This is a genomic window from Vagococcus lutrae (assembly GCF_023299185.1).
Classification (GTDB): Bacteria; Bacillota; Bacilli; order Lactobacillales; family Vagococcaceae; genus Vagococcus_A; species Vagococcus_A lutrae.
Genome location: NZ_CP097017.1, coordinates 1445865 through 1471277, shown reverse-complemented (window position 1 = coordinate 1471277; position 25413 = coordinate 1445865). Strand labels below are relative to the sequence as shown.

The 25413-nt window shown below is 34.7% G+C and carries 21 protein-coding genes; 6 read left to right on the top strand and 15 right to left on the bottom strand.

Features of this window, described 5'->3' with window-relative positions; all coding sequences use genetic code 11:
- Positions 1 to 4: 4 nt before the first annotated feature.
- From M2919_RS07055 to M2919_RS07045, 3 genes are all read right to left on the bottom strand, one after another.
- Complete coding sequence (locus M2919_RS07055; RefSeq protein WP_248848484.1) at positions 5 to 919, bottom strand: ABC transporter permease; 915 nt, start codon at positions 917 to 919, stop codon at positions 5 to 7.
- A gap of 30 nt (positions 920 to 949) precedes the next feature.
- The gene (locus tag M2919_RS07050) at positions 950 to 1636 is read right to left on the bottom strand and encodes a DUF624 domain-containing protein (protein WP_248848483.1); all 687 of its coding nucleotides are present in this window, start codon (positions 1634 to 1636) and stop codon (positions 950 to 952) included.
- A gap of 61 nt (positions 1637 to 1697) precedes the next feature.
- The gene (locus M2919_RS07045; RefSeq protein WP_248848482.1) at positions 1698 to 3332 is read right to left on the bottom strand and encodes a type 2 periplasmic-binding domain-containing protein; all 1635 of its coding nucleotides are present in this window, start codon (positions 3330 to 3332) and stop codon (positions 1698 to 1700) included.
- A 250-nt stretch (positions 3333 to 3582) separates the two neighbouring features.
- Between M2919_RS07045 and M2919_RS07040 the strand changes: the two genes are divergently transcribed.
- Positions 3583 to 4293, top strand: coding sequence for a response regulator transcription factor (locus M2919_RS07040; protein ID WP_168413338.1), 711 nt, complete (start codon positions 3583 to 3585; stop codon positions 4291 to 4293).
- Positions 4290 to 5984, top strand: a complete 1695-nt coding sequence (locus tag M2919_RS07035; RefSeq protein WP_248848481.1) for a sensor histidine kinase — start codon at positions 4290 to 4292, stop codon at positions 5982 to 5984. Before M2919_RS07040 ends, M2919_RS07035 begins: the two co-directional genes overlap by 4 nt.
- A 65-nt stretch (positions 5985 to 6049) precedes the next feature.
- Here the strand turns inward: M2919_RS07035 and M2919_RS07030 are convergent, their stop codons facing one another.
- Positions 6050 to 7087, bottom strand: coding sequence for a Gfo/Idh/MocA family protein (locus tag M2919_RS07030; protein ID WP_248848480.1), 1038 nt, complete (start codon positions 7085 to 7087; stop codon positions 6050 to 6052).
- Positions 7088 to 7275: 188 nt separating this feature from the next.
- Here M2919_RS07030 and M2919_RS07025 point away from each other — a divergent pair, with 188 nt between their 5' ends.
- The 4 genes from M2919_RS07025 to M2919_RS07010 are packed head-to-tail and all read left to right on the top strand — an operon-like array spanning position 7276 to position 10766.
- Positions 7276 to 8445: a Gfo/Idh/MocA family protein gene (locus M2919_RS07025; protein ID WP_248848479.1), complete on the top strand. Its 1170-nt coding sequence runs from the start codon at positions 7276 to 7278 to the stop codon at positions 8443 to 8445.
- 2 nt (positions 8446 to 8447) lie between these two features.
- Positions 8448 to 8930: a hypothetical protein gene (locus tag M2919_RS07020; RefSeq protein WP_248848478.1), complete on the top strand. Its 483-nt coding sequence runs from the start codon at positions 8448 to 8450 to the stop codon at positions 8928 to 8930.
- On the top strand, positions 8927 to 9895 hold the full coding sequence (locus M2919_RS07015; RefSeq protein ID WP_168413343.1) for a Gfo/Idh/MocA family protein: 969 nt from the start codon (positions 8927 to 8929) through the stop codon (positions 9893 to 9895). Before M2919_RS07020 ends, M2919_RS07015 begins: the two co-directional genes overlap by 4 nt.
- Before the next feature lie 10 nt (positions 9896 to 9905).
- Positions 9906 to 10766 carry a sugar phosphate isomerase/epimerase family protein gene (locus M2919_RS07010; RefSeq protein WP_248848477.1) on the top strand — a complete coding sequence of 287 codons (861 nt, stop codon included), beginning with the start codon at positions 9906 to 9908 and terminating at the stop codon, positions 10764 to 10766.
- Positions 10767 to 10805: 39 nt separating this feature from the next.
- On the opposite strand, the gene M2919_RS07005 is transcribed toward M2919_RS07010, so the two are convergent.
- The 11 genes from M2919_RS07005 to rpsI all read right to left on the bottom strand — a co-directional run bounded on the left by M2919_RS07005 (position 10806) and on the right by rpsI (position 25400).
- Positions 10806 to 11699, bottom strand: coding sequence for an AraC family transcriptional regulator (locus M2919_RS07005; protein ID WP_248848476.1), 894 nt, complete (start codon positions 11697 to 11699; stop codon positions 10806 to 10808).
- 298 nt (positions 11700 to 11997) lie between these two features.
- Positions 11998 to 12123 carry a hypothetical protein gene (locus M2919_RS10075; RefSeq protein WP_276520478.1) on the bottom strand — a complete coding sequence of 42 codons (126 nt, stop codon included), beginning with the start codon at positions 12121 to 12123 and terminating at the stop codon, positions 11998 to 12000.
- 13 nt (positions 12124 to 12136) lie between these two features.
- Positions 12137 to 12868 (bottom strand): DUF6339 family protein, encoded by a 732-nt coding sequence (locus M2919_RS07000; protein ID WP_248848475.1) that lies wholly within the window; start codon positions 12866 to 12868, stop codon positions 12137 to 12139.
- Positions 12858 to 13712, bottom strand: coding sequence for a hypothetical protein (locus tag M2919_RS06995; protein ID WP_248848474.1), 855 nt, complete (start codon positions 13710 to 13712; stop codon positions 12858 to 12860). The genes M2919_RS07000 and M2919_RS06995 overlap by 11 nt, the downstream gene beginning before the upstream one ends.
- Positions 13709 to 15604, bottom strand: coding sequence for a hypothetical protein (locus tag M2919_RS06990; RefSeq protein ID WP_248848473.1), 1896 nt, complete (start codon positions 15602 to 15604; stop codon positions 13709 to 13711). Before M2919_RS06990 ends, M2919_RS06995 begins: the two co-directional genes overlap by 4 nt.
- A gap of 84 nt (positions 15605 to 15688) precedes the next feature.
- Positions 15689 to 17305, bottom strand: coding sequence for a type I restriction-modification system subunit M (locus M2919_RS06985; RefSeq protein ID WP_248848472.1), 1617 nt, complete (start codon positions 17303 to 17305; stop codon positions 15689 to 15691).
- 15 nt (positions 17306 to 17320) lie between these two features.
- Positions 17321 to 18508: a restriction endonuclease subunit S gene (locus M2919_RS06980; RefSeq protein WP_248848471.1), complete on the bottom strand. Its 1188-nt coding sequence runs from the start codon at positions 18506 to 18508 to the stop codon at positions 17321 to 17323.
- Between the two features lie 30 nt (positions 18509 to 18538).
- Positions 18539 to 21610, bottom strand: coding sequence for a type I restriction endonuclease subunit R (locus M2919_RS06975; protein ID WP_248848470.1), 3072 nt, complete (start codon positions 21608 to 21610; stop codon positions 18539 to 18541).
- The gene (locus M2919_RS06970; RefSeq protein ID WP_248848469.1) at positions 21591 to 22181 is read right to left on the bottom strand and encodes a restriction endonuclease subunit S; all 591 of its coding nucleotides are present in this window, start codon (positions 22179 to 22181) and stop codon (positions 21591 to 21593) included. Before M2919_RS06970 ends, M2919_RS06975 begins: the two co-directional genes overlap by 20 nt.
- A gap of 525 nt (positions 22182 to 22706) precedes the next feature.
- Positions 22707 to 24545, bottom strand: coding sequence for an RNA-directed DNA polymerase (locus tag M2919_RS06965; protein ID WP_248848468.1), 1839 nt, complete (start codon positions 24543 to 24545; stop codon positions 22707 to 22709).
- Positions 24546 to 25007: 462 nt separating this feature from the next.
- Positions 25008 to 25400: a 30S ribosomal protein S9 gene (rpsI, locus tag M2919_RS06960; protein WP_126762093.1), complete on the bottom strand. Its 393-nt coding sequence runs from the start codon at positions 25398 to 25400 to the stop codon at positions 25008 to 25010.
- Positions 25401 to 25413: the final 13 nt, after the last annotated feature.

Here is a 25413-nt window from a genome sequence, read left to right as displayed (position 1 = left end):
CCTCCTAGAAAATACGATATCCTGCAAATTTATCGGCAAGTTTATAAGACAAAACAATCAATCCAAAACTGACGACCGATTTTAATAATCCGACTGCTGTTGCGAATGAAAATTGCATATCTACTAACCCCATTCGGTAAACATAGGTATCAATAATATCCCCTGTTTGATAGACAATCGGGTTATATAAGTTAAATACTTGGTCAAAACCAGCGTTCAATACGCTCCCAAGATTTAGCGTAGCTAACAAAACAATGGTTGGTAAAATCCCCGGCAAGGTAATATGAATCATCTGTTTAAATCGATTCGCACCATCCATGGCTGCCGACTCATATAAAGCAGGATTGATAGCGGTTAAAGCTGCTAGATAAATAATCGTGCCGTAACCATAACTTTTCCATACATCTGTAGCGATCAATAACGGCCTAAACCAAGTGTTACTCGCTAAAAACATAATACGTTGACTTCCAATAAACTCTAAAAAGTTATTAAACATGCCGTCATATGAAAAAATCATCGAGACAACGGTTCCCAACACAACCCACGACAAGAAGTTAGGTAAATAGACGATTGTTTGAACCCATTTTTTAAACCACTGCACACGAGCTTCGTTTAAAATCAAAGCAAAAATAATCGGTACAATCATACCTACGACTAATTTTCCTACGGCAATGATAATCGTATTGGCAAAAATTTGTTTACTATCTGGCAATTGAAACATATATCTAAAATGATCTAACCCTACCCAATCAGAACCTAGAATTCCTTTAGCTGGCACGTAGTTCTGAAAAGCCATCAAAATACCAAACATTGGTATGATATTGAAAATAATAAGTAAAATCATACCTGGTAACAACATAGCATGATAATAACGTTGATTCTGTTTTGTGGTCTTTTTTAAAGATGCTTTTTTCGCCATAGCTTTCTCCTTTACAAATTCTGATAACTCTTACGCGTTCTTCTTAGTACGGACACTCTTTTCCAGTTTTAAAATTTGTTGTTGCATATTCACCATCAGTCCCAATGCGACACTTCCTGATAGTAAAAGAAGACTTAATGACATAGGGAGTATCATGATAGAAAATCCTGCTATTAACACTAATAAACTATTTTTAATGGTTTCCGTTCTAAATTTAAAAACATAATACCAAGATAAAAGAACGACCGCTTTAAAATGAGTATGAAAACGCGTAATAATCATCGCTTGATAGATACTTGTGTTCACAACCATGAACAACATCAACACAATTGGAATTAACCAAAGTTGATTGCGCATGGGATTTAACTTAATAAAAAAATAATTGAAAATAAAAACACTCAGTAATATGACATTTAAACAGCCACTCAGAAATGCGACTTTAAAATTAGTTTTATAAGCATAGAAATAGTCACGAAAAACAGCAACCTCTTGCTGACGCAACTGCTTCCAGATGACTTGCATTAATGCTGTTATGGAAGGAAACATCAACATTGCTGATATTAAAAAGACGAATAACGAAAGATGATTGAGTGAGATGAAAAAAATATGAAAGAAAAAGAGACTATTCGTTAAGAGAAAAAGACAACTCGAAATAAATAAAACGTGTACCCACTTCGTATATTTCATCCTATTCAAAAAGCCCTTCGTGTTTTCCATACTCTGTTCATCTCCTCATGATATAAAAGAGAGAGCATCACTCTCTCTTTTATATAGTAGTTTATTTTGTTTTAGCGACTTCTTCGTTGACTTCTTTCGTGATATCTTCGCCACCTGTGGCATACCATTTTTCAACAAAGTTATCAAACTCATCTAATTCAACTTCACCCATAATAATTTTTAAGAATGTTTCATCTTCAATTTTCTTCAAGTTTGCCCATTTCGTACTCATTGATTTTGTTTTGCCGTAAAACGCCATATCAACAAAGTTGGTCTTAGGATCAACAGAGGCTCTAACCCCATCAATACTACCTTTAGCTTCTGCCCATGCATCTGGATCTGCTGTTCCTTTTTCTTGATAGTCTTTCACTTGTTGTGCACGGCTTAATAAGCTCGCTGGAACATTTTCATAGTCATTTGTATCCACTGCTTTTTGCAATGCTTCGTAAATATCTTTGTTTGAGTCAGCATAGTCCAATTTAAAATCAAGAGGCGCATAGTACCAAGGATAGTTTACATTTTTACCAATATTTTCATCCTTATATTTCACTACCTCATCTGTCATATTAAAGTTGAAATCTGTGACTAAGTTCAATGAACGAATAATCGCTTCTGGATGTTCGTAACCTTTCTTCACAACTAGGTAACGTACAACAGGTGTCCCCGTGAATGTCGTAAATTGACCCTCTTTGTTTAATGGTGCAGCAACAGGAATCCAATCTGCTTCTGGATTTTTCTTAATCGCTTCTTTTAGCTCAAAGTAAGTTGCCCACCATGGTCCAAAGTAAATACCAACGTTTTCCGCTAATGCGCCATCACGTTCGTCTTTCGTTCTTACTGCAAATTGCTTATCGAGTACGCCATTTTTATATTGCTCACGTAGCTCTCCTAGCACTTCTTTTGTTTCAGGCTGCACACTTCCATATTCAACCTTACCGTCTTTATCAATCCATTGACGTGGGAATGAATTATTTTCGTTAAACAGAGGTGCTAGGTCGTACGTGCTACCAAAATTACCTGCGACTTCTTCTACTGCCGTAAACCCGATTGTTTTCCCATTTCCTGCCATATCTTCATCAACAAATTTTTTCGCCAATGCATATAAGTCTTCTTTTGATTCTGGTAGTGACTCGCCAGATTTTTCTAACCAATCTTTTCGAATCCAAGTCACGTTATGCTCATAGTAATAATAAGGAGTTGGAATCGCTAACATTTTTCCGTCAATGGTTGTGCTCTTAAAAGGGTCAACCTTGTAAGATTCCATGCGTTTTTTCACTTCATCTGATGCTGCTTTTTCATATGCTTCACTTAAATCTTCAATCAAATCATTCTCTGCTAATTCTTTAAACATATCTTGATTCACGATAAGAACGTCTGGGATATCACCAGTAGAAATAGATAACGCTACTTTTTGTGAATAATCTTTTACTTCCCAAGCGATTTTTGCTTTAATATTTGATTTTTCTTCCACAAATCGTGTTGCCGCGTTGTTTTCAAGGCTATCTCCTTTAGCCATCTCATTCATATCTCGTTGAAACTTACCGATAGTATACTCAACCGGCTCGTCATACTTTCCATACGGCTTGTATTCATCTAGATTCTTTGCCGTTTCTGATCCTGAATCTTTACCACACGCCATCAGTAAGACTGACATCCCAACTAACACACCCGAAAAAAGCCAATTTTTTCTTTTCATCTCATAAAACTCCTTTTCTATGTTTTATAACCGTGTTCTATTCATATTGTAAGCGTTATTACAAAGATGTTAAATGATATATTTTACAGAAAGTTTGTACTATTTTTGAATTCAGTGGTTTTTTATTTTTAATCAGTAGAAAATTAACCCTTATGAAAGCCTTTACTTTAGCTATATTGTATTTTAATATTAGTAATAACTATTAAGAGCTTATTTATCATTTGTTTTTAGCTATCTGGGAGGGAATGCCATGTACAACTTACTATTAGTAGATGATAATAAATTCGAACGTGAAGGCATTATTTATACGTTAAAAACAGGAAATATCCCTGTGAATATTGTAGAAGCAGAAGATGGCTACCAAGCCCTGGAACTATTAAAAAACCAACATTTTGATATTCTTATCTCTGATATTAAAATGCCTTTATTAAATGGCGTTGACTTAATTAAGCGAGTGCGAGATTTTGACCAACAGATTCATATTATTATCATCAGTGGCTATAATGATTTTGAATATGCCAAAAATTTGTTAAGCTCAAATGTGACCAACTACCTTTTAAAACCGATCAACACCACAGAATTTATTCATACAATCAAACAATTACCACTTTTTTGCCCATCTAAAAGTGCTGAATATTCGCTTGTCATTCGCAATGTCCTAACCATTATCGAAACTGAATATGCACAAAACTTAACCTTAGAAGCACTTGCTGATCGCGTTTTCCTATCCCCTAGTTATCTTAGTAATCTGTTTAAAAAAGAAGTCAATCAAAATATTATTCCATATCTTAATGACTACCGGTTAAAAAAAGCAAGCAATTTATTGAGACACTCAACCATGAAAATCAACGATATTGCGACTTTCGTCGGTATCCCAAATGTCTCCTACTTTAATCGCTTATTTAAAACAAAATTCGACATGTCCCCTACCCACTATAGAAAGTTGCATACTACAAAATGAAAAAAAAATGGAAAGACTTTGCAAAAGCTAAAATAAGTTTCCGAAGAAGATTACTTATTTCCTTTATCACTGTCAGTGTGACGCCTTTAATTATTATTGGCATCTTTTCGCTCATCCAAGCCGAACAAAAAACCTATTCTGAAAAAGAAAAAATTTATTTAAATAACATGGAACAGACGTATCAGACGATTGAAACCAAAGTCACAAGTATCAACCGAGCTAGCGAACTCCTTATTTTTAATACCGGTATTATTGAAATGTTTGAACAAGACTTTCGTGACAAATCCGATTTCCAAAAATATGCACTGTTTCGTGACATTTTCAACCCAGCAATTCGCTACACTAGTGTGATAGCACCAGATATCACGAATGTGACTTTTTATACGACTGCCGCTATTAAAGGCTATCGACAAGATATATCGCCTCTTGATAAAAATGTGCCAAAACGAATCAAAGAGTTTCGCCTCTCTAATACGCCCGAGTGGGTACTTGAAAACAATATACTTTATGTGATTAATGAAATCCCCTCGACCTTTTCACGTACCGATCGCACGATTATTGAATTTCAGCTCAACTATCAAGACTTTTTTTCCGACGTTATCAGTTCAGATGATAACTTTAACGTCGTCATATCAGATAAAAATAGGACTATCTTTACCAATCAAAATCAAGATAAAAAAGCCGAACATCCGATCGAAGCGACTTTTTCAAAAGAGTTTCACCACAATAATTGGGTGCTACACTATCACGTATTAAAAAGCCCCATCGACGATCAAACACAATCGATTATTCTGTCAGTTATCGCCTTATTAATTGGAAGTGTTTTGATTGCTTTTTTAATGACACAATTTTTTACCACCCACATCCTTAAAACACTGGATGAACTCAAAAATAAAGTCAAAAAAGTCACTAATAAAGATTTAACCGTGGATTTTAGTTCCACGCACCATGATGAGTTTGGCGAGCTGAGCAACTTGATTGGCGAGATGTTAGATAGTATCAAAACACTGATTGACAAAAATTACAATGCAACGATTGAAAAACAAGATAGTCAATATCAAGCGTTAGTCAGTCAAATCAACTCCCATTTTCTATATAACTCGTTATCAATGATTAATTGGAAAGCCATCATGTCTGAAAATTTAGAGATTAGTCACATTGTCCAAACACTGTCGACTTTCTATCGAACGACATTGAATCACGGACGAACACCGATTACATTGGAAGAAGAAATTGAAAATGCGCAAGCGTATATCAACTTGCAGTTATTTCTCGACCCAAATCAATTTAACATTATTTACGACTTCCAAATCGCCCATGATAACTTGTTCGTCATTAATTTACTGTTACAGCCACTTATTGAAAATGCCATTGAACATGGATTTAAAGAAAAACCCCCTAATGCCACCATTCAAATCATTACTAAAAAAGATATTGAAGGCAATTTAATTCTGGCCGTGACAGACAACGGGCATGGTATGACTAACGACGAATTGAACTCAGTCTTATCAGAAGACTACTCGGGATACGGTTTAAAAAACATTAATAAACGTCTGCAATTTTATTTTGGCAAGAAATACGGATTGACTATTCACAGTGTCGAAGGCAAAGGGACGACTGTTATTATGAAATTACCCGTACTAACTAGCTTAGATGAAATCGATCAACTCGACACACATGAACGCATATAAAAGAACTCCCCTTAAAGCCATTCTCAAAAGCTTTAAGGGGAGTTTCATTATACTTTTAAATTATTTTATGATACTTCTACAACGGTCAATTCACCTTTTTTATCCGCTGATTTTTCTTCATGCTCTGCAATCGTAATCGTTTGTTTCGTACATGCTAGCGGTACACGTTCAGCTGCCGGTGTACCATTTAAAATACTTTCAGCAAAGTGTTTGATTTCAAGGTAGTAACCATTTTCTTTAGAAATATCTGGTTCAAAACTCTTTTCACCATGTGGATAGTCAACTAGCTTACCATTTTCCAAAATAATAGTACCACGTTCAAAGTTTACTCTAAAACGCATCTCAAAACCAAAATCATCAGAATTGATTGTCCAATCATCTTCAGCACTGACGACTTTACCATCTTCATAAAAATATTTAGAAGACACGATATCATAGCCATTACCTTCATTGATAACTAGACCACTTGTTGAAACTGTTTCTGGTTTACCAAAGAACCAGTTAATCGTATCCACATCATGAATATGTTGATCCAATAAACAACCACCTGATTTATCTTTTTGTAATAACCAGTTCTCCCATGACCAAATTGGTGTTGTCCCACCACGGAAGAAAGAAGCAGCTACAACTTTTCCATAACGCTCACTGTCAATCGCTTCTTTCACATATTGATAAGATGGGAAGAAACGTAATGTTTGACCAATCATTAATTGCTTATCTGTTCGTTCTGAAGCCTCAATCATGCGTTCACAAGCTTCTGTAGAAATCGCCATCGGTTTTTCACAAAAAACGTGCAGTCCCATCTCCATTGCTTTAACAGCTAACGGCTCGTGTAAATAAGTTGGCAAACAAAGATCGACATAATCAAGCTCTTCTGATTCAATCATCGTTTCCATATCACGATAAAAATTATACTTAGAAAAATCCACGGGCGTAATACCTGTTGGTAAATTTCCTTCGACCAAAGCACCGCCTTGTTTTTTCTCATCGACGTCTGCAATCGCTACCAATTTAATAGGAAAGCCTTCTTCTTCTAGACGAATATAATTCTGTAAATGTGCATTTCCCATAAACCCAAGTCCAACTAAACCTACTTTTAACATATCGTGTTTCCTCCTAATAATTTATTTTGTATCTTAATATAAACATATCCGACATTGTCTTTTATTTAGAATATAAGTTTGATTTTGTACATAATAAGCCCAACTCCTATGAAAACCCTTTTTAAACTCATTTTCTTATAGTAAAAATAAGATAAGGGAATAGATAACATAACAGAAAGGAGCTTGACATGCATAAAAAAATTAACATCGCTGTCATCGGTTTAGGCAATCGGGGAAGTAAATTTGCTTTGCACACACTTATTCCACATGCTGAAATCGACGTCACGATGGTTACCGACCTTTACGGCAATCATTTTGATGAATTTGAACAACTAGGAATTAAAACGACAAAAAATCCAATGGACGTCTTTCAAAACGATGACGTTGACGCCGTTTTTATTGCTACACCAGATGGCACCCATGGCGACTATATTTTAGAAGCAATTAAACATGATAAACACATCATTGTTGAAAAACCACTAGAAATTACTGAAGCAAAAATTAAGGAAATCGAGCACGCCTTGATTGGTTTTGAAAAGGTCTTTATGGTTGGCTACGTTCTACGCTACGCACCACTCTATGCGAAAGCACAATCATTACTGGCATCAGGTATTATTGGGAACATTTACTTGGCAAATGGAATTGATCACATCCACTACGGAGGCTATGCCTTCTTCCATGATTGGCATCGTCGTCAAGAAACCGCTCAAAGTTTACTTTTACAAAAATCATCTCATAGTCTAGACATTTTAAACTGGCTAATCGATTCAACCCCGACACAAGTCATGGGGTTCGGTGGGTTAGAAGTCTTTGGCGAAAAAGGTGCCATTAAAAAATTCGGCAAACCTAATGATGAACCACGCTTTTGTCACTCGTGTGAGCTACAATACGTCTGTGAAGAAAGTATCTATAATATCAAAAAGCATAAAAACATTTCTTGGCAAGATGATTGGCCCGATCGCTGTGTCTTTGACTCTGAAATCGATGTAGATGATCATCAAGCCCTTTTAATTCACTATCAAAATAACACTAAATTAACCTACTCTATCAGTCAATTTAGTGCCTTTTATCGACGAGAATTCAGCTTCATTGGGGATAAAGGTGAACTGGCTTTTGATGATGAGTCAAATACTATTCGCGTTTACGACCGTTTAAAACGAGAAACCCTTACGTATCAAATCGAAGATTCAGGCAACCACAGTGGTGGCGATGACGAAATGCTCTTAGAATTTATCGAATGTGTGCGCACTTCTCTTAAACCACGATCAAACCTAGAAAGCAGCGCAGCCGTGACACGACTTGTCCTAGCTGCACAAGAGTCTATTAAACAAAATAAATTGATAGAAATTGGAGGATAGGCATGAAACTAGAAGATAAAAAAATATGTGACACGATTCAACAAAATGACTTAGGAAATGTTAAGTTCTTCCGCTATTCATTAACCGTAAACACGAATCAAAAACAAGAGGAAAAATGGCTCCTTGCCGAAATGTTCCAACTCTTACACGAATCCGGTCAACAAACCATCAAACAATTGACAGCGTCTCACGCTAAAGATGAGCGTGCAACATTATTAACCTTAGAATTTGAAGACCATGTTATGGCAAACTTGTTTATCGGATATGTACCTGATGTGACGACTTATACAAAAGTACTCGAAGTCGTCGGTGACAAAGCACTATATCAATTTAACTCAGACAGTCCTACTGCATTTTCAACTACTTTTACCAAAAAAAGCTATGCTGTCGATCAAACCATCGACCTTTCACGCTATGAAACATGGTTTAATATGATGACCCAAAGTATTCAACAAAAAACAAGTGTAAAGGAGATGACAGAATGAAAGCAGCTATTATAGGTGTGGCACATATGCACGTGCTTAGCTATTTGAGATGCATGAAAGAACTCGATATTGACGTCACTGGTGTGTACGACGACGATCAAGCACGTAAAGAAAACTTTGCCACAGAACACGAATTAAACACTTTTGACAGCTTAGAAGACCTTTTTCAAACAGACTGCGACACGGTTGTCATTTGCTCTGAAAACGTGCACCATTTAGAGCATGTTACGGCAGCTGCTAAACAGCAACGTCATGTTATCGTAGAAAAACCGATGGCCATTTCTACTGAAGAAGCTGACCAAATGATTGCTGTGACCAATCAGCACGATGTCAAACTTTTCGTTTGTCATCCCGTTCGCTTCTCTCCAGTCATGCAAGAACTTAAATCACTCGTCACATCCGAACAGCTAGGCGAAGTCTATGCGATTAACGCTAGTAACCACGGTAAAAATCCTGGTGGTTGGTTTGTGGATAGAGCCCTTTCTGGCGGTGGTGCTATTATCGACCACACCATCCACATTGCTGATTTAGTTTACTGGCTGTTTGATAAAGAAATCAAGTCAGTTTCTGCTCAATCAGCGACGGCTTTACATGATATCCCTGTCGAAGACACTGGTTTATTACACGTCGTCTTTACCGATGACACCTTGCTCAGCCTCGACACATCTTGGAATCGACCTGATAACTACCCTGTTTGGGGAGACGCAATTATGGAAATTATCTGCGAAAACGGACGCGTCTTAGTCGACGGCTTTGGTCGATACGCTGACGTTTATCATAATACGGGTAACCAAGAACGCGTTTACTACGAACCCGATATGGACATCGCCATGTTTACTGCGTTTAAAGACATTATTGAAAATGATTTACCTTCTCCTGTTGCTGGCGACGCAGGACGATTTACCATCGAGATGTTTGAACTTGCTTATCAATCTATCGCGACAGAAAAAACGGCGTTTAAATAGGAGGAAATAAATGAAAATCGGCATAAACAGTTGGTCTTTCCCAACAAACTTAACATTAGAAGAAACATTTAAATTAGCAAAAGAATTCGGTTACGACACGATCGAGTTAAATATGGCTGAAAACGTCCAACATGAAAACATCGTCTCTGACTTGGGATTACAAGATACACCACATCTTACAACGGAGATGACACAACCAGATTTCGATAACATATTATCATTATCTAAACAATATGACTTGCCTATCAGTAGTATTGCGACAGCTTTACACTGGCAGTATCCTCTCAACCATGCGGATCAAACCATCCGTGAAAAAGGAAAAGATATTGTAAAACAAATGATTGTCGCCTGTCAGGCATTAGGTGGCGACACCGTACTCATCGTTCCCGGAGTCGTAACTCCCGACCACCCTTACGACGCTTGTTATGACTTGAGTCTCGCCGCATTCAAAGAACTCGCACCTTTCGCTGAAGAACATGGCATTAAAATTGGGATTGAAAATGTGTGGAATAAATTCCTACTCAGCCCTCTTGAGATGAAACAATTCGTTGAAGCCATCAACCACCCTTACGTTGGTGTTTACTTTGATGCAGGAAATGTCTTACAATTTGGTTATCCAGACCAATGGGTTAGAATTCTCGATCAACATATTGTCAAAGTCCATGTAAAAGACTTCGATACGAATATCGGCAATATCACTGGCTTTAAAAACCTTTTAGCTGGTAGTCTCGATTGGCAGCGCCTCGTCCAATCATTACGTGACATTCGCTATGACGGTCCATTAACAGCGGAACTAAGCCCATATAAAGTAGGTGGCACACAGCTCGCCAAAGATACCGCAGAGGCCTTACGTATTATTACAAACTTATAAAATAAAGGAGCCAGGGTAAATATCCCTGACTCCTTTATTTTATTGAATAGAAGTTTCATACTCACTCGGCGTCATGCCCGTCAACTGTTTAAAACTGTTGGAAAAATGATGAACGGTATTATACCCTGTACGCTCAGCCACTTCCGTAAAGGTCAATTCCTTCCGACGAATCAGCTCTTTCGCTTTATTAATACGCAAGATACGTAGATACTCCATCACCGTAAAATCCGTTTTAGCTTTAAAGTGATTTTTCAAAAACGTCTTACTCAGGAAAAACTTTTGACAAATATCATCTAAATGAATGGTCTCCGCCAAATGTGTTTCTAAAAAAGCAATCACATGACGCACTGTTTCATCATCATACTCACGCTTTAACAAATCATGCTGCTTGACCACTCGCTTTTCATCTGACTCCAACCGAACCAACGTAATCAAAAATTGTTCTAATAACAAATACATCATTTGTTCACTACCGATATACGGGCGAGCTTGACGATTACTTGGCTCATATAATCTCCCCATGCTGTTCTTAAATACACTGCGTGACTCTATAATATAATGACTTAAAAACTTCGTCTCCGACTCTTTTAAGTTCATAATCCGATTTTCAAAAAAAGCCATTTGTGGTGAACGCGCGACAAAAGATGTCACTAAGACATTAGACGGCACGAAACCATTTCCACTAATCGTATGAAATTCATTTGGTTTGTGAAAAATAATGTCGCCTTTAGACAAATTGTAATAGGTACCATCAGCTGATACGGTCACTTCTCCACTATCAACATAAACTAACTCCCAAAAATCATGTTTCTCCCCTGCAAAAGAATAAGACTTCGTGAATTCATGGTAGTAAACGGTCACTATCTTTTCCACATTGATAAACGTCTCATGACGATCGGGTCCGATAAAATCTAGATTGAACTGATCTTGCATTCGCCACGCCTGCCTTCTTGTTTAATTTGCTGTTAGTACCTTACTAAAGACAGAAAACACTTAATGGTAGTGCTTACATTATAATGTGCTCTATCTTAACAGATTTTCATTACTCATCCATTCACTATTAGTATAACAAATAAAACTAGAAGATGCGGAGATAATTTGGTAATTTATGATTAAGACGATTGGTGCATACAGATCCGTGGAGATCTTTGACCAACAAATTTTAAGATTATTTTTATCAGTGACGATAACAAAACACTTCCCAAATATGTGGAAAGTGTTTTGTTCATGCTTAATGTTTGTCATCTTGATGTTTTTTTAATACTTTTCCAGCTTTAGATTTTTGTTTTTTACTACTAGTTTTACTTGATAGTAATTTACCAGCTTTTCCGACTTTACCACCTCTGTGTTTGGTCATATTATTCTCCTCCCTACAAGTAAATTTTTAAAGCCTTGTCTATTTCTTTTTTGAGTTCCTCTTTATCTAAAAAAGGTGCCATAATTACCGGATAGCTTTTATTTAACTCAAAAATAACAAGACGACCATATCGCACATCATTACCCAAATCAGGTCTATTTTTTACTTTTTTCTTTAATAAGCTACTCAAATTTTCTTCCTCTATAACACTTAAAAAATTTCTAACGAATTCACCATTACGAAAAATATTATATTTTATTATATAATTATACACATCCAAATTATTATAAATCATTTCAATAAAGCTTATTTCATCATCCTTTGATTGAAAGTTGCCATCCGTTAAGTATTCAGCTGCTAAAACACATTTGTAAATATAATTTTCCCAATCGAATTTTTTCAAAACGATATTATCAAATTTCTTCTTACTTTCGAGTACTTGAGGATATGTTTGGATAATATAGTCACGCTTATACAAACATAGCAACGAATGCCAAAAACGTTTATTTAAATGTATATCTCGGTCTACATTGATATAATGATCTCGAAGTGTTAATATTGCCTCTTTAAATCTCTCCAATCCGCCATCAGCCCCTGCTAAATAGATTGGAAAATCAGGAATTTCACTTCTTATCGTTATAACTTCATCTGAAACATAGTCTTCATTGAAATCTATCGTATTTTTTTTAAAATCGCGGTACAATTTTTCATCATCAAATCCAACAGTTAACAATCTAATGTCCATTCTCTGACATCTCCTTTACACTATGTACATACTTCTCAACAATATCATCAGCCATCATTTGAATAACTTCATCTATTCGGTCATCAGATAATTCCGTAATATTTTTGCTCAACATTAACTCACATAATTTCATATGTAGCCCGTTTTCAGGCATCTGAATACTTTCAATCTGAACAAATTCCTCATCTTTTCCATATGTTTCTAAAATATCCTTTAACGCACGACTCAGTCCTATATACAAGTACATATTTCGGATGCTTGGTTTCAAACCAGAAACCTCCAAACTTTCCTCCTTACTTCTAAAAACTAAGACAATCATTTCATTTGTTAATTCCACTTTAAAAGGCACTGGTAAGTCTGACCGAATAGATTGTTCAAACAACTCTAAAGGTTTAATATCTGAATGTTCTAAAACAGCCTCATCTGAATAGCCTAGGAGACTATGACGCTCAACGACAATCTGATTTCTAAATTCCTTATAAAAATCATTTAAATCATCTGCTTCAGAAAAACTAATATCTTCTAGTGTTTGAATATGCAGTTGGATTTTTGTACGCTTAGATAAAGAAAATCGATTCTTATTTAAAATTAACTCTGTTTCATCTATACCTATTCTCTTGAAGTAATTATCATTTGATTGAACGATTATAACTAACGTAGCCTTATTTTCTTTCAACATTTTTTCAATGAAAGGAGAGCCAATTTCATATGAAAAATTGAAAATAAAATGATCTGAATCTTCTTTAACATCTGTAATAGAAAAATCAAAATAATTGTTTTCATAGCTTGTTGATGTTCTAGATAATATAGGGTAAGGAAACGAAGCATCTTTATTATAAATCATTGTAATACCTCCAATTTATAGAGGAATTTCAAAGAACTTGATCGCTGGTCCTTTTTGGTCAAATGTAATTTTATTTGGTTATTTTTTACCTCTACATTATAAAGTGTGAAACTGTCAAAATCATAAGATGTATCACGATCGACATCTTTTATCATCGCATATGACTCTTGCATGTCTAATTCGTTATCATATTCTCTACCTTCTCCATCGACTACTCTAAAAGAAATATTTACTCTCCCGTTAGGACTAAGTTCTTTGATGGTCTTTAAGTCAAAATATATAACTTCATAACTAGGAAATACCACTCTGTTTACAACTTCTGTTGGCACAATTATCTTGTCAGAAATAAAGTCATCTTCGCTTGATACTTTTAGTTTTCTTGGTTTTCTGACTTTCTCTCTATCCGATGGTTTTGTTGATCTACCTTCCTCGCCTCGCGGCTTTCGTCTCTCTTTCACTTTTTTCTTTCTAATTTTTTTACCATTGGCCAACTCTATTTTTTCAGACATAGATTCCAATTTAGTACGAAAGGTTACTTTTCTCTCATACAGTAAATCTGATGTATCAATTTTACCTTCACTTGGATATAGCTTTTCCCACTCTTCATCAATTATTTTTCCTATCTCTCGATTTAAATTATTTAAAAATTTTCTAGCATCTCTTTTCATCAGTTTGTCTCTTAATGCACCATCTGACAATTCTGTATGAGATTCATTTTCTAACGTCTTTAAATACTGGTCCTCTTTCGCTCCACCAATCAAAATAGCATTAAAAGAGCGTCTAACATATCCCTTCACTTTATGATCGACAATCTTCATCCCCATGCTACGTACGATACCTACGCGACCTGTTTTAATCTCCTCATTATATTTAAAATATAAATCAAATGTGTAACTATCTGTATTTGATTCAACAGTCAATTTACTAGGTAAATGATTTAAATAGGTATCTAAATACAAAGGCGTGAAATTTTTCTTTATGGTTTCAATATTTGTCATGTTTTCTGGATAGTATTTCACATCAAACACTATATCTTTTATAGTTTTATGATTAATGATTACTTCTTCTTGTTTATTTCTAATACTCACTTTTAGTTTATTGGTTAATAAGGCTATAAAGAAATTATCACAGACAGATCGGACCAGTTCTGGCGTACTTACTTGATTACTTTTTAAAAACGGAATAATTAATTTTAATCCTCTTGTTTTTTTATGAAATAAAGGATGGTAATACTTATTTTCAAAGGGTACGTATTGCTTTTTTTCATCCATTTTCGCAAAATATCCTGTCGAACGGTAGCTTTCATTTAATAAACGATGTTCGATTAAATGAACAGTTCCACCCAAATGTTCATTGCCTGCTTCATCACAATTTGCAAAATACATAAGATGAATGTCAGAAGCCGCATTATTCGCTATTTTTCCGACTCCATGTGATCCTCCTCTAGTTATCTCTAAATCATTATCTGATTCTTGATGATGTACACCTTTTTTATAAGCAAATACTTTGTATGTCGTATTTTCATCTAAAGCATCAGCACCTGAAAGCCCTTTCGTATTGCTGTCTTCAAAAGTAAGCACCGGAACTTCTGTAGATTCTAATGCTTTTTTCATATGTTCGATTGTTTCTTGGGTATAACTATTTCCACCTTCTAAAGCATGAATACGTTGTTCAATTTCTTCAATACCTGGTAATTCACTCTTATTAATCTTATCAAGAACAATTGTGATTTCTACTGGATCATCATTGTCGACTAATCTGGCATCAATCGAGTTTTGAATATTTTCTCTGATTGTGCCACTCATCCCAACAGAATGAAAATGCTCCAATGAATTATCAAATGTCTGAGTTTCAGTGTTAGCTATTTGGGCAAAGTAAAATGATTTATTCAATGCTATCTCCTTTTTTAACCTTTTTATTTTATCCCCACAACCACCTAAATGTGGTTATGGGGAAATCAATCACTGACTTATTTCTTACTCGCTTAGTAAGCGAATGAAGTCATCCAAATCTTTTTTAGCGTCTTCAGTTGTACCTTCTAAATCGGATAACATCGTTAATAGTTTTTCAGTGGATTCAGCGATTTCTGCTCGCACTTCTTTGATCTCTTCTGCTACATCTGCCAATGGAATAGGCTCTTCTTCTTCAAATGTATCGACATAACGGGGAATATTCAAATTATAATCATTTTCTTTAATCTCATCTAAGGAAGCAACATAAGCATATTTGTCCACATCTTCCCGCTTTTTATATGTTTCCATTATTTTTTGAATATTTTCATCTGATAACTGGTTTTGACTTTTCGCTTTGACAAACTCTTCAGATGCATCTATAAAGAGAATATCTTTGTTTTGACGTGCTTCGCGTCCTTTAAAGACAAGAATACATGTCGGGATACTTGCACCATAAAATAAGTTAGCTGGTAATCCAATGACTGCATCCAATAGATTATCACCAATAATATTTTTACGTATCTTCTCCTCTGCTCCTCCACGGAATAACACACCGTGAGGTAAGACAATCGCCATCGTCCCTTTACTGTCTAAATGATACAAACCATGTAGAATAAATGCATAGTCAGCACGTGAAGCTGGGGCAACACCATATCCCTTAAAACGAACATCTTTTTCTCGGTTAATATTTTTTGTATCCCACTTTTGAGAGTAAGGTGGATTAGCAACTACCGCGTCAAACTTAAGAGGGACTTGTACTCCATCTTTTTCTGTAAATGGCCAGTCAGTACCCAATGTGTCAGCTCGACGTAGCTCCATATTACGATAATTCACATCGTGCATCATTAAGTTCATGCGCGCTAAGTTATATGTTGTCGTGTTAAGTTCTTGTCCGTAAAACTCGACACTTCCTTCTTTTTCACCAAATGACAATTCTTTCTTAACCGTCAACAGTAACGAACCTGAGCCCATTGTTGGGTCATAGACACGAAACTGATTGCCATCGTCTTCTACATCTAGTGTCACAATCTGAGCTAAGATCTTACTGACTTCATAGGGGGTGTAGAATTCTCCGCCTTTTTTACCAGCATTTGCTGCAAAAAAGCCAATCAAGTACTCATACACATCGCCTAAGACATCTTTACCAGAATCATCTTTAAACACAAAATTATCAATCATCAAGATAATATCGTTTAACGCTTTTGCCCGTTCATTCGTCGTCGTTCCTAAGCGTGTATCCCCTAAGTTTACATCAGAGAAAACATTGGCAAAATCATCTTGTGCCATCTCATTACGCTTAGCATTTTGGTTAAATGAGTCAAACATATCTTGAAAATCACTGGCTTTGATTTGATGATTCTCAATTTTCGATACAATCTCATCCCACGTATACGCTGGGTCAATCACATAACCAATGCTTCGACTCACTTCTTCTAAATAATCTTCTTTTTCACTTGGATCTGTCACTTCATAAAACTCTTCTAAGTGATTTTCTTTTAAAAACTCATCTTGATTTTCAGATAAATAGCGGTAGAACATAAACGGTAAAATATAGTTTTTATATTCACTCGCATCCATAGTTCCTCTTAATTTGTTTGCCATATCCCATAACTGGGTCGTAATATTCTTTGCATTTGTCATTTTCCTGTTCTCCTTTTACACAAACATTTTTTGTAAAAATGATTTTTTTATTTTTTCTAATGCTTCAAGCTGTCGCTGATGAAGAGCAATAGTGTCGTCGAGTTGTTTGAAGAAAGTGCCGATTTTTTGTTGTTCTTCTTCATTCGGAATAAAAAAATCTGTATTAGATACTTTTGTCCAATCTGAACGTGGCATTTTCGTTCCTGAAGTGTCATTTGCAACTCTTTGATACATATCTGATTGTATTAAAGTATAAACGAATTCTGGAATACTATTATTACACTCAAACACCCAAAAATCACCCAAAGCTATTCCATCAAAGTCTGCTAGTAACCAGTTCTTTAAATATGGTCTGAGCTTACCATACAATATATCGCTTTTAGTAAAAAGTACGCCTTTCCTATCATCGAATTTTTGGCTTACATCTTTATTTAATCTTCCTTGACCGGCAACAATGTCTTCAAATTCTACTTTAGGCAATTTATCAGAGTTAGAATTTTTACTTTTACGTAATACTATATTTTTAAACTTACGCTGTTCCCAATCGTCAGTAAATCCTGCAAAGCGAATTTCTGGTTTTGTTTCGTCTTTTTTGGGAAACATCTTTTGCAAGAAGGACTTTTTAGTTTTTTCTAACGCTTCAAGCTGTCGCTGATGAAGAGCGATAGTGTCGTCGAGTTGTTTGAAGAAAGTGCCGATTTTATCTTGCTCTGAAATACTGGGAACCATTAACTTATAGTCTTTTAGGACTTTTAAGTATAATCTAACTCTTGTTCCACCTGATTTTTGCATCATAGAAAACCTTAAAAATTCCTTTGAAGAATTTAAATGAGCTAATAAAAATGTTTCATTTGATTCATTATTAGATTTGAATACAGGATACTCCTTGCTAACCAACACATCAAAGTTAAAATCATTTCTATTAAACCTAAATACTGAATCATCGGACATGTGACGATATGTAATATATCCCTTTGGAAGTCTATGAAAATCAACGTTTTCATTAGTTCCTAATCTTTTCCCGTTAAAATAGTCATCCTGTAAAAATAACCCTTTTCTCGATGATGTGGCGATATGGAGTCCGCTTTTCCCTGAAACTATTTCATTAAGCTTAGTAATTAAACTTCCAAACTTACGCTGTTCCCAATCGTCTGTATATCCAGAAAAACGAATTTCTGGCTTTGTCTTTATTTTATGACTCATTTGCTGTCCTGACCTCCACTCTCATATATCTTACTCATTTTTCTTAATCTCATCTGCCAGTTCATAAAAGGCAGTTCTAAACTCTCGGCGATATTTAACCCATGATAACGAGGCGATTTCATCACTCGCAATTTCTGCATAATCACTACGTGCGTCATTCATGATATTGGTCAATTCATTTTGCTTGTCAAGATCTTGTTTTTTATATCGGTGCTTATCTATCAACGCTAGTACTTCTTTAGGTTTGATACTATTGTCGAGTCCCCATTTGCGGACAAAGTCAGTCACTAAGCGCATATGTGTATCTTTTTGAGCGCGATTCATCGCGTCATTCATTGCATCCACATTACGAGGAGCTGGGTAGCGGTCAAACTCAAAGACTTTATTGAATATCGCTTCCACAAACTCTCGGACTTTGTCTTTTTCTTTATCGCTCGTTGATTTCGCAATTTCGATATCAATGTCATCTCGTATTTGTTGAGCTTTAGCCATATTATTATCATGTACTTCATCTGCCATTTGAGCAATCAAGTCTACTAAGTAATCATAGTTAATCGTCACGTCATGAATATGTTCTAGTGACAACTCGATTTCAGAGATATCGATTTCTTTCCTTTCCGCCAACATCTCTCTTAATTCTCCTGCGATATAAGTCGTAAGACGGACTTCTTCCTCTTCAGTAATACCCAAGCGGTAATAAAAATCAGCCGGGTCCTCATAAACAGAGACTGCATTTTTGTCATCATCTTCTGTGTATTGTTTAAGCTGGCCCATCAATCGCGTATAAGTCTTCAACATTTCAAATGTCTCTTGTTGTTCTTTTTCACTCTTTGGCACTCGCTGAAACTCATCTGTCAACTCTGCTAACTGCTTGATCACACCTCTTGTTTCTGCCTCCACTTCACTAAATGGACGTGCTAAGATGCCCGCGTCTTCGTTTTCTTTCTTCATTTCTTCCAAATCACGTTTATCTTTAGCAGAAAGACGATTAGAATATATACGAAAAGCCTCGTTCATCTCATACTCATTTTGCTTTGGCCAACGATAATTGACTACGTTACCATAAGGCTTGGTATCACGATTATGTATTCGATTCGTTCGAGAATAGGCTTGAATCAAGTTCGCCCCTCGTAATGTTCGATCTACATATAAAGTATTTAATTCTGGCGCATCAAACCCTGTTAACAGCTGGTCGATGACAATGACTAAATCTAAATAACGCCCATCACTTGCCGTTTTATTCAGACGGCTGGCAATATCCTCCGTATAATACTTAACAGAAGACATATCAAATGACGTCCCAAATTGTTGATTATACTGCTTAATTGCACGATGCAAATTTTCATTGGTTGTTAATTGGTTTTGACTATTGGAACTATCTGCTGAAAAGCTAACCGCTACTTTCAAACGCTCCTCTGGTGGTAATGTGCTGTTAACTTCCATAAACTTATTAAAGTACTCCATCGCACGAGGGGTGCTGGCACGATTTCCTCCTACATGAACAGTAAACAGCGCATTGTAACGCCCATTGTTCGACCGCTCTTTCCAATTGTTAAAGACATCTTCGACCACTAAAGAAACATGTTCCGGACTATAATCATAGACACTGCTTCGGATATTATCATCTATTTCTTCATCTGTCGGGTTTTCTGGTGCTTCGATAGTTTCTTTAAACTCCACTTTAAATCCTAAAACATTACGATCGGCAATCGCTTCTTTTATCGTATAGGCATGTAACAAATCACCAAAAACATGAGGTGTTTTATCAAAATTCGGCGTACCCGTGTAGCCTATCCAAGCAGATCTAGGCATCTTTCTTCTGATAGTTTCTAACATACCTTCACTAGAAATGCCATCCCCAGTAGAACGATGCGCCTCATCAACGATAAACAAAATATTATCATCCGTTGGTTTATACTGTTTTCGTTCCACATAACGAGACATTTTCTGAATACTAGTAACAATAATATTCTTGTCACTGCGTTTAGTTAATTTGTCATGTAAATCTGAAATATTGGCCGTATCTCCAACCACGCCAGATTGTCCACTACCAGCAGTTGGATCATACGCTTGATAGGCATCTGCTGTTTGGTTTGTCAACGCAATACGGTCAACGAGAAAAATCACTTTGTCCACATTCGGCAAACGACTTGCTAGCCAAGCCGTTTTAAAACTGGTAATCGTTTTACCTGAACCGGTAGTATGCCATATATAGCCAAGCTTACCGTCGTCACTTTGAAAATCATGACGTCGAACTTTTTCTAATACACGATACGTTGCATACACTTGATACGGACGCATGACTTTGATACTTTCTCTATTTTTAGTACCGTCTAACACCATATAACGTGTCGCCATATCATGTGCCATCGGTATAGATAACACCTTGTCTGTAAATTCTTTCCAATTTCTGACAGGTTTTGCACTCTCTTCCTCTTGCCAATTGAACGCAAAAGCTTTATTGAATTTATCTATCTCCGTATTTGCCATGTATCGAATATCATAAGGGGTCATAGCAATTAAGATCTGAAGTGTTGAAAAAATATCCCCATACTGCTTTTCGGCAATGTATTGTCTCATTTGTTCTAACGCTTCATCCGAACTATGTAAGGCTTGTTTAAGCTCAATCTGAATAATCGGCAAACCATTGATCAGCAATGTCACATCAAAAATGCGGTTCATTTTCCCATCGACTACTTTAGGACGTCGTATCTGATTAACTACCTGATAAACCGTATTTCCTCCCCCTACTTGAGCTTGATCAAAAACGGTTAAGAACACATGATCACCATTATCCAAATCAACTTCTATTTCAGACACACCATTTATTCCGTATAGAAATTGACCAGCAGCATACGGTGTTTCAATATCTGTGATTGTTTTTTTCACTTGATTAAACTCTGTGACAGATAAAGGTCGCTCCAAACGCGCTTGGTTATTTCGCTCCAAAATCGTTTTAAAGTTATCCCATAACTGAGGCGTTGTTTTAATATCGCTCTTATACTCCCACTGTTTGCTTCCTCCGATTTTGGTTAAATAATCAATAAATTCTCGTTCAAAAGCAAGCTCGGATTGACGATTTTTATTTTCTTCTGGCTTCATGTTTTAAATTCTCCTCCAATAAAGTTGATGTAAATTGTTGAAGTAATTTAGCATATTGAGCTAATTGTATCTCTAAACGCTGCGTTTCGATATAAACTGTCCCCATTTTTTTTTGCTCTTCTAACGGGATAAATGGTATTTTTAGTGATTCTAATGATTTAATAGAAAGACGCATAACCATCCCTGTTCCTTGAAGTTCACGTTCTTTTTGTCGCTGAACCTCTCTGTACTCATTAAACATATAGATAAAATAATACGGGTCAAGCTTTTCACTATTAATGTCCACTTTAGTAAAGTTTAACGGTAAAACTTTATGAGCATTTTCCTTACTCACCATTGTAGCGAGGTGCAAAGAGTTACTGATAACAATTTCTCCTTCTCGAACAGAAAACTTCTCTAAATACTCCAATGATTCTAAAGGTGTTTGTTCTTTCGTATGGTACTGACAATCTTTTTCAAAAGAGTCTTGGTCATAATATATGATTCGTTTCCCTTTTAATTGTTTTTCCATACGCGATTGATTCGTTCCAGGTGTAAACGTGGCAACTCTACCTAACGTTATTTTTTCCAACCCTATCACCTCTTCCTTTGTTATAAACTTATATTACAATAAATCGCATGTTCAGTCAACGATTATTTGTAATATAAAAATATTTCGTTTTTTATATAGGTGAGGAAATTTATTACTCCCCAAAATGCTGTAAGCGTTGTCATAATGATGTTTAGCTCGTACACACTATCTTAGACTCTATTGCTTCACCTATGCAGCCCGTTTTTGCTTATAGTATAAGAATAAACTTTTTCAAATAATATAACAATATTATTTTATTTATTAAAATTATCATGTTTGATAAAAAGGCAATGAAATGCCAGAGTTAAATTTTCGATAATATGTAGTTAAGCTAAAAAATTACTAAGATAAAAACAAATAAATCTTTTGATATATATAAAGATTTTCGTGTTTTTAAATATAGAATTACATAAAAAGAATATAATCATATAGTTGAGCTCTAAATACATAAATATAGGTTACAAATCAATCATTTCTTTCTCTTAGTAATTTACAAGTTCAAAATTGATCACTATGGCAGTACTATTATAAGTATTTAAAATTATTATTTTTTCCTAAGTGCACCAAAGCTACATTTTTAGATAACAAATATTTATAAAAATTATTTATTTTTTTTCTTCCCTCTTTCATTTCTCTACTCTTTTCAAATGAATAATTGTTCGCTAACGCATATTCTTTACACAACTCAGATTTATAGTTACCATTTATATCTTTTTTAAATGAGGTAAAGTGATCATAAACAGTTATTGGATCTATTACTCCTTGATCTATAAGATAATAAACAAAATATCTTAATAGCCAATATTTTTCTTGCATACGTACGCTATATTTATCATAAGTATCATGAATCACTCTTAGTTCTTCTTCTAATATATAAAGTAATTCAATTAATTTGTATTCTTTTTTTAACCAGACTATCACACTCAGACATTTGGAATAATCATCTAATTCACTCTGTAATATTTCTTTCAACATTTTTTTTGTTATTAAATCTTTGTCATCAAAAATCACAATGTAAAGCAATATTTGATACACTTCCTGAGTCCATCGATTTTCTTTACTGATCTGTAATCGATTTCTAAATAATTCTTTATTTTCTTTGAAGTATCTTCTTGTAATTGCTTTTAACTTCTCTTTGTCTACCCCTAAATCTATTAATTGCTCAGTAAAATGGACAAAATTATTAGTTAATCTAGAATCTTTCAACGACACATCTAAAAATTGTTCAAATAAATTAAAATTGGTTACACTTTCTCTATTCGTGAAAATCTCATTAAGAACTTTTTTTGATATTTTCAGATTTTTAAACTTATTTAGCGGAACAGAAAAAAGACATTTAATCGCTCCTTTATTCTCTTGAGATTCTTCGTTTAAACAATATTCTAAAAACTCGTTAATCTTTTTAATCCACGTACTAACTTGTGAATATATAGTTAAATTGTCAAAATAGCTAAAAATCTCTATCTTTTGCTTATTATTCTCAAATGGAAATGTATTAATCTCCGTTTTTTTATCATTCAAAACTAAATTATATTCTCTACACAAAGTATTAAACTCCATTAAAAAAGATTCTCTTTCACTATCCGATGTATAGGGAAATTTGATATCATCTACATATCTAGAATATTTATATTTTTTGTTTTTTAATTTCAAATCTATATGACACATATAAAATTCCGCTATTATTCTAGATGCTATGTTTCCTGTAGGTATTCCATGAGTTTCCCCATACTGACATTTTTGGATTAGCTTATCTAAATTATTAGCAAATCCATCACTCCTATTTTTTTTAGATTCTTGTTTACCATCAACCACCCAGGGAATGCTGTGAGTGTATAATGTATGATAAAAATTTGATAAATCTAATGACAATATATTAGTTCCACCAAATAATAACCTTTGTTCTAATTTCTTAGTAAAAGCAAAATTAAAATCAAGTATATTAAAAAACTTTGATGTGGAGAAATTATTATCTTTAAAAATATCGATAAACTCTTTTTTATTATCAACCATAAAAAAAATCAGTGCTAAATAACTATATAGATTAGGCATTTTATACTCTCTTCTAATATAATTATTTTTAGGAATATTAAAATGAATTGGCTCAGTATCAACATTGTTTTTTATGCTGTTAAAGTCATAATATGATCGCAAATCATCTGATTCATGCAACTTTTCAATCTCTCTTAAATTTAATAGTTTTAAATAAAAACTATCATGTGTACTGTATCTCTCATCAAAATCATCTTCTTCAACTACAGTTGAATCTAATCTTTTCATCTTTACATCGTAATAACCATATCGAATCAAAAAGGAGTCATTAAAAATAGTTCTGTACAAATTATCAATATCATATTTTTTCAAAGATTAAACCTCCGTCATATCATATTAAATCAGTATATTTTAAAATTTTAATTTTCAATTTCTCAAACCTGCAGCTCTAATGATTTTATTTACCTTATCTATTGAATACAATTTAATATTTTATATACTTATTTTATTATATACCTACTTACGAATTTTAAAAAATTATTAAAGGTCCCATGATTTAACGTTTATTCATTTTAGCCCTAATAATCTTCTGTATTTTAAACAAGATCATTATTTAAGTTATATATAACTATTATTTATTAAATAATTAGATGTTGTTTCATAAATTTTGATTTTAAAACTTATAACTCACTTTTTTAAGAATTGTTTTTGTTAATTTAGTATTTCATATATTTTTCTTTACAAACTACTTTACTGATTATAGCTATCATATAAAACAAAAAAACACTTCCCAAATAAATGGAAAGTGTTTTTGAAATTCTGTATAAAAACGAATTAACGTTTTGAGAATTGTGAAGATTTACGTGCTTTCTTACGACCTGGTTTTTTACGTTCAACCATACGTGAGTCACGTGTTAATAATCCAGCTTGTTTTAATGGAGCGCGGAAGTCTGGGTCTACTTCTAGTAACGCACGAGCGATACCGTGACGAGTTGCGCCAGCTTGTCCTGCGTAACCACCGCCATCAACGTTTACATAAACGTCATAAGCGCCTTCCGTTGCTGTTGCAGCGAATGGTTGGTTAATCACTTCACGCAAGTCTGCGTGTGGAATATATTCTTCGATTTCTTTTTTGTTCATCACAATTTTACCTGTACCTGGTACTAAGCGTACGCGTGCTACAGATCTTTTACGACGGCCTGTGCCGATGTATTGTACTTTAGCCAATGAATTTCCCTCC

Bases quoted from the DNA above. Each gene is read 5' to 3' on its own strand.
- M2919_RS07025 (WP_248848479.1), top strand. From the start codon at position 7,276: ATGCATAAAAAAATTAACATCGCTGTCATCGGTTTAGGCAATCGGGGA.
- M2919_RS06975 (WP_248848470.1), bottom strand. From the start codon at position 21,610: ATGAAGCCAGAAGAAAATAAAAATCGTCAATCCGAGCTTGCTTTTGAA.
- M2919_RS07010 (WP_248848477.1), top strand. From the start codon at position 9,906: ATGAAAATCGGCATAAACAGTTGGTCTTTCCCAACAAACTTAACATTA.
- M2919_RS06995 (WP_248848474.1), bottom strand. From the start codon at position 13,712: ATGATTTATAATAAAGATGCTTCGTTTCCTTACCCTATATTATCTAGA.
- M2919_RS06980 (WP_248848471.1), bottom strand. From the start codon at position 18,508: ATGAGTCATAAAATAAAGACAAAGCCAGAAATTCGTTTTTCTGGATAT.
- M2919_RS07000 (WP_248848475.1), bottom strand. From the start codon at position 12,868: ATGGACATTAGATTGTTAACTGTTGGATTTGATGATGAAAAATTGTAC.
- M2919_RS07055 (WP_248848484.1), bottom strand. From the start codon at position 919: ATGGCGAAAAAAGCATCTTTAAAAAAGACCACAAAACAGAATCAACGT.
- M2919_RS10075 (WP_276520478.1), bottom strand. From the start codon at position 12,123: ATGACCAAACACAGAGGTGGTAAAGTCGGAAAAGCTGGTAAATTACTA.
- M2919_RS06985 (WP_248848472.1), bottom strand. From the start codon at position 17,305: ATGACAAATGCAAAGAATATTACGACCCAGTTATGGGATATGGCAAAC.
- M2919_RS07040 (WP_168413338.1), top strand. From the start codon at position 3,583: ATGTACAACTTACTATTAGTAGATGATAATAAATTCGAACGTGAAGGC.
- M2919_RS07005 (WP_248848476.1), bottom strand. From the start codon at position 11,699: ATGCAAGATCAGTTCAATCTAGATTTTATCGGACCCGATCGTCATGAG.
- M2919_RS07030 (WP_248848480.1), bottom strand. From the start codon at position 7,087: ATGTTAAAAGTAGGTTTAGTTGGACTTGGGTTTATGGGAAATGCACAT.
- M2919_RS07020 (WP_248848478.1), top strand. From the start codon at position 8,448: ATGAAACTAGAAGATAAAAAAATATGTGACACGATTCAACAAAATGAC.
- M2919_RS07045 (WP_248848482.1), bottom strand. From the start codon at position 3,332: ATGAAAAGAAAAAATTGGCTTTTTTCGGGTGTGTTAGTTGGGATGTCA.
- M2919_RS07015 (WP_168413343.1), top strand. From the start codon at position 8,927: ATGAAAGCAGCTATTATAGGTGTGGCACATATGCACGTGCTTAGCTAT.
- M2919_RS07050 (WP_248848483.1), bottom strand. From the start codon at position 1,636: ATGGAAAACACGAAGGGCTTTTTGAATAGGATGAAATATACGAAGTGG.
- M2919_RS07035 (WP_248848481.1), top strand. From the start codon at position 4,290: ATGAAAAAAAAATGGAAAGACTTTGCAAAAGCTAAAATAAGTTTCCGA.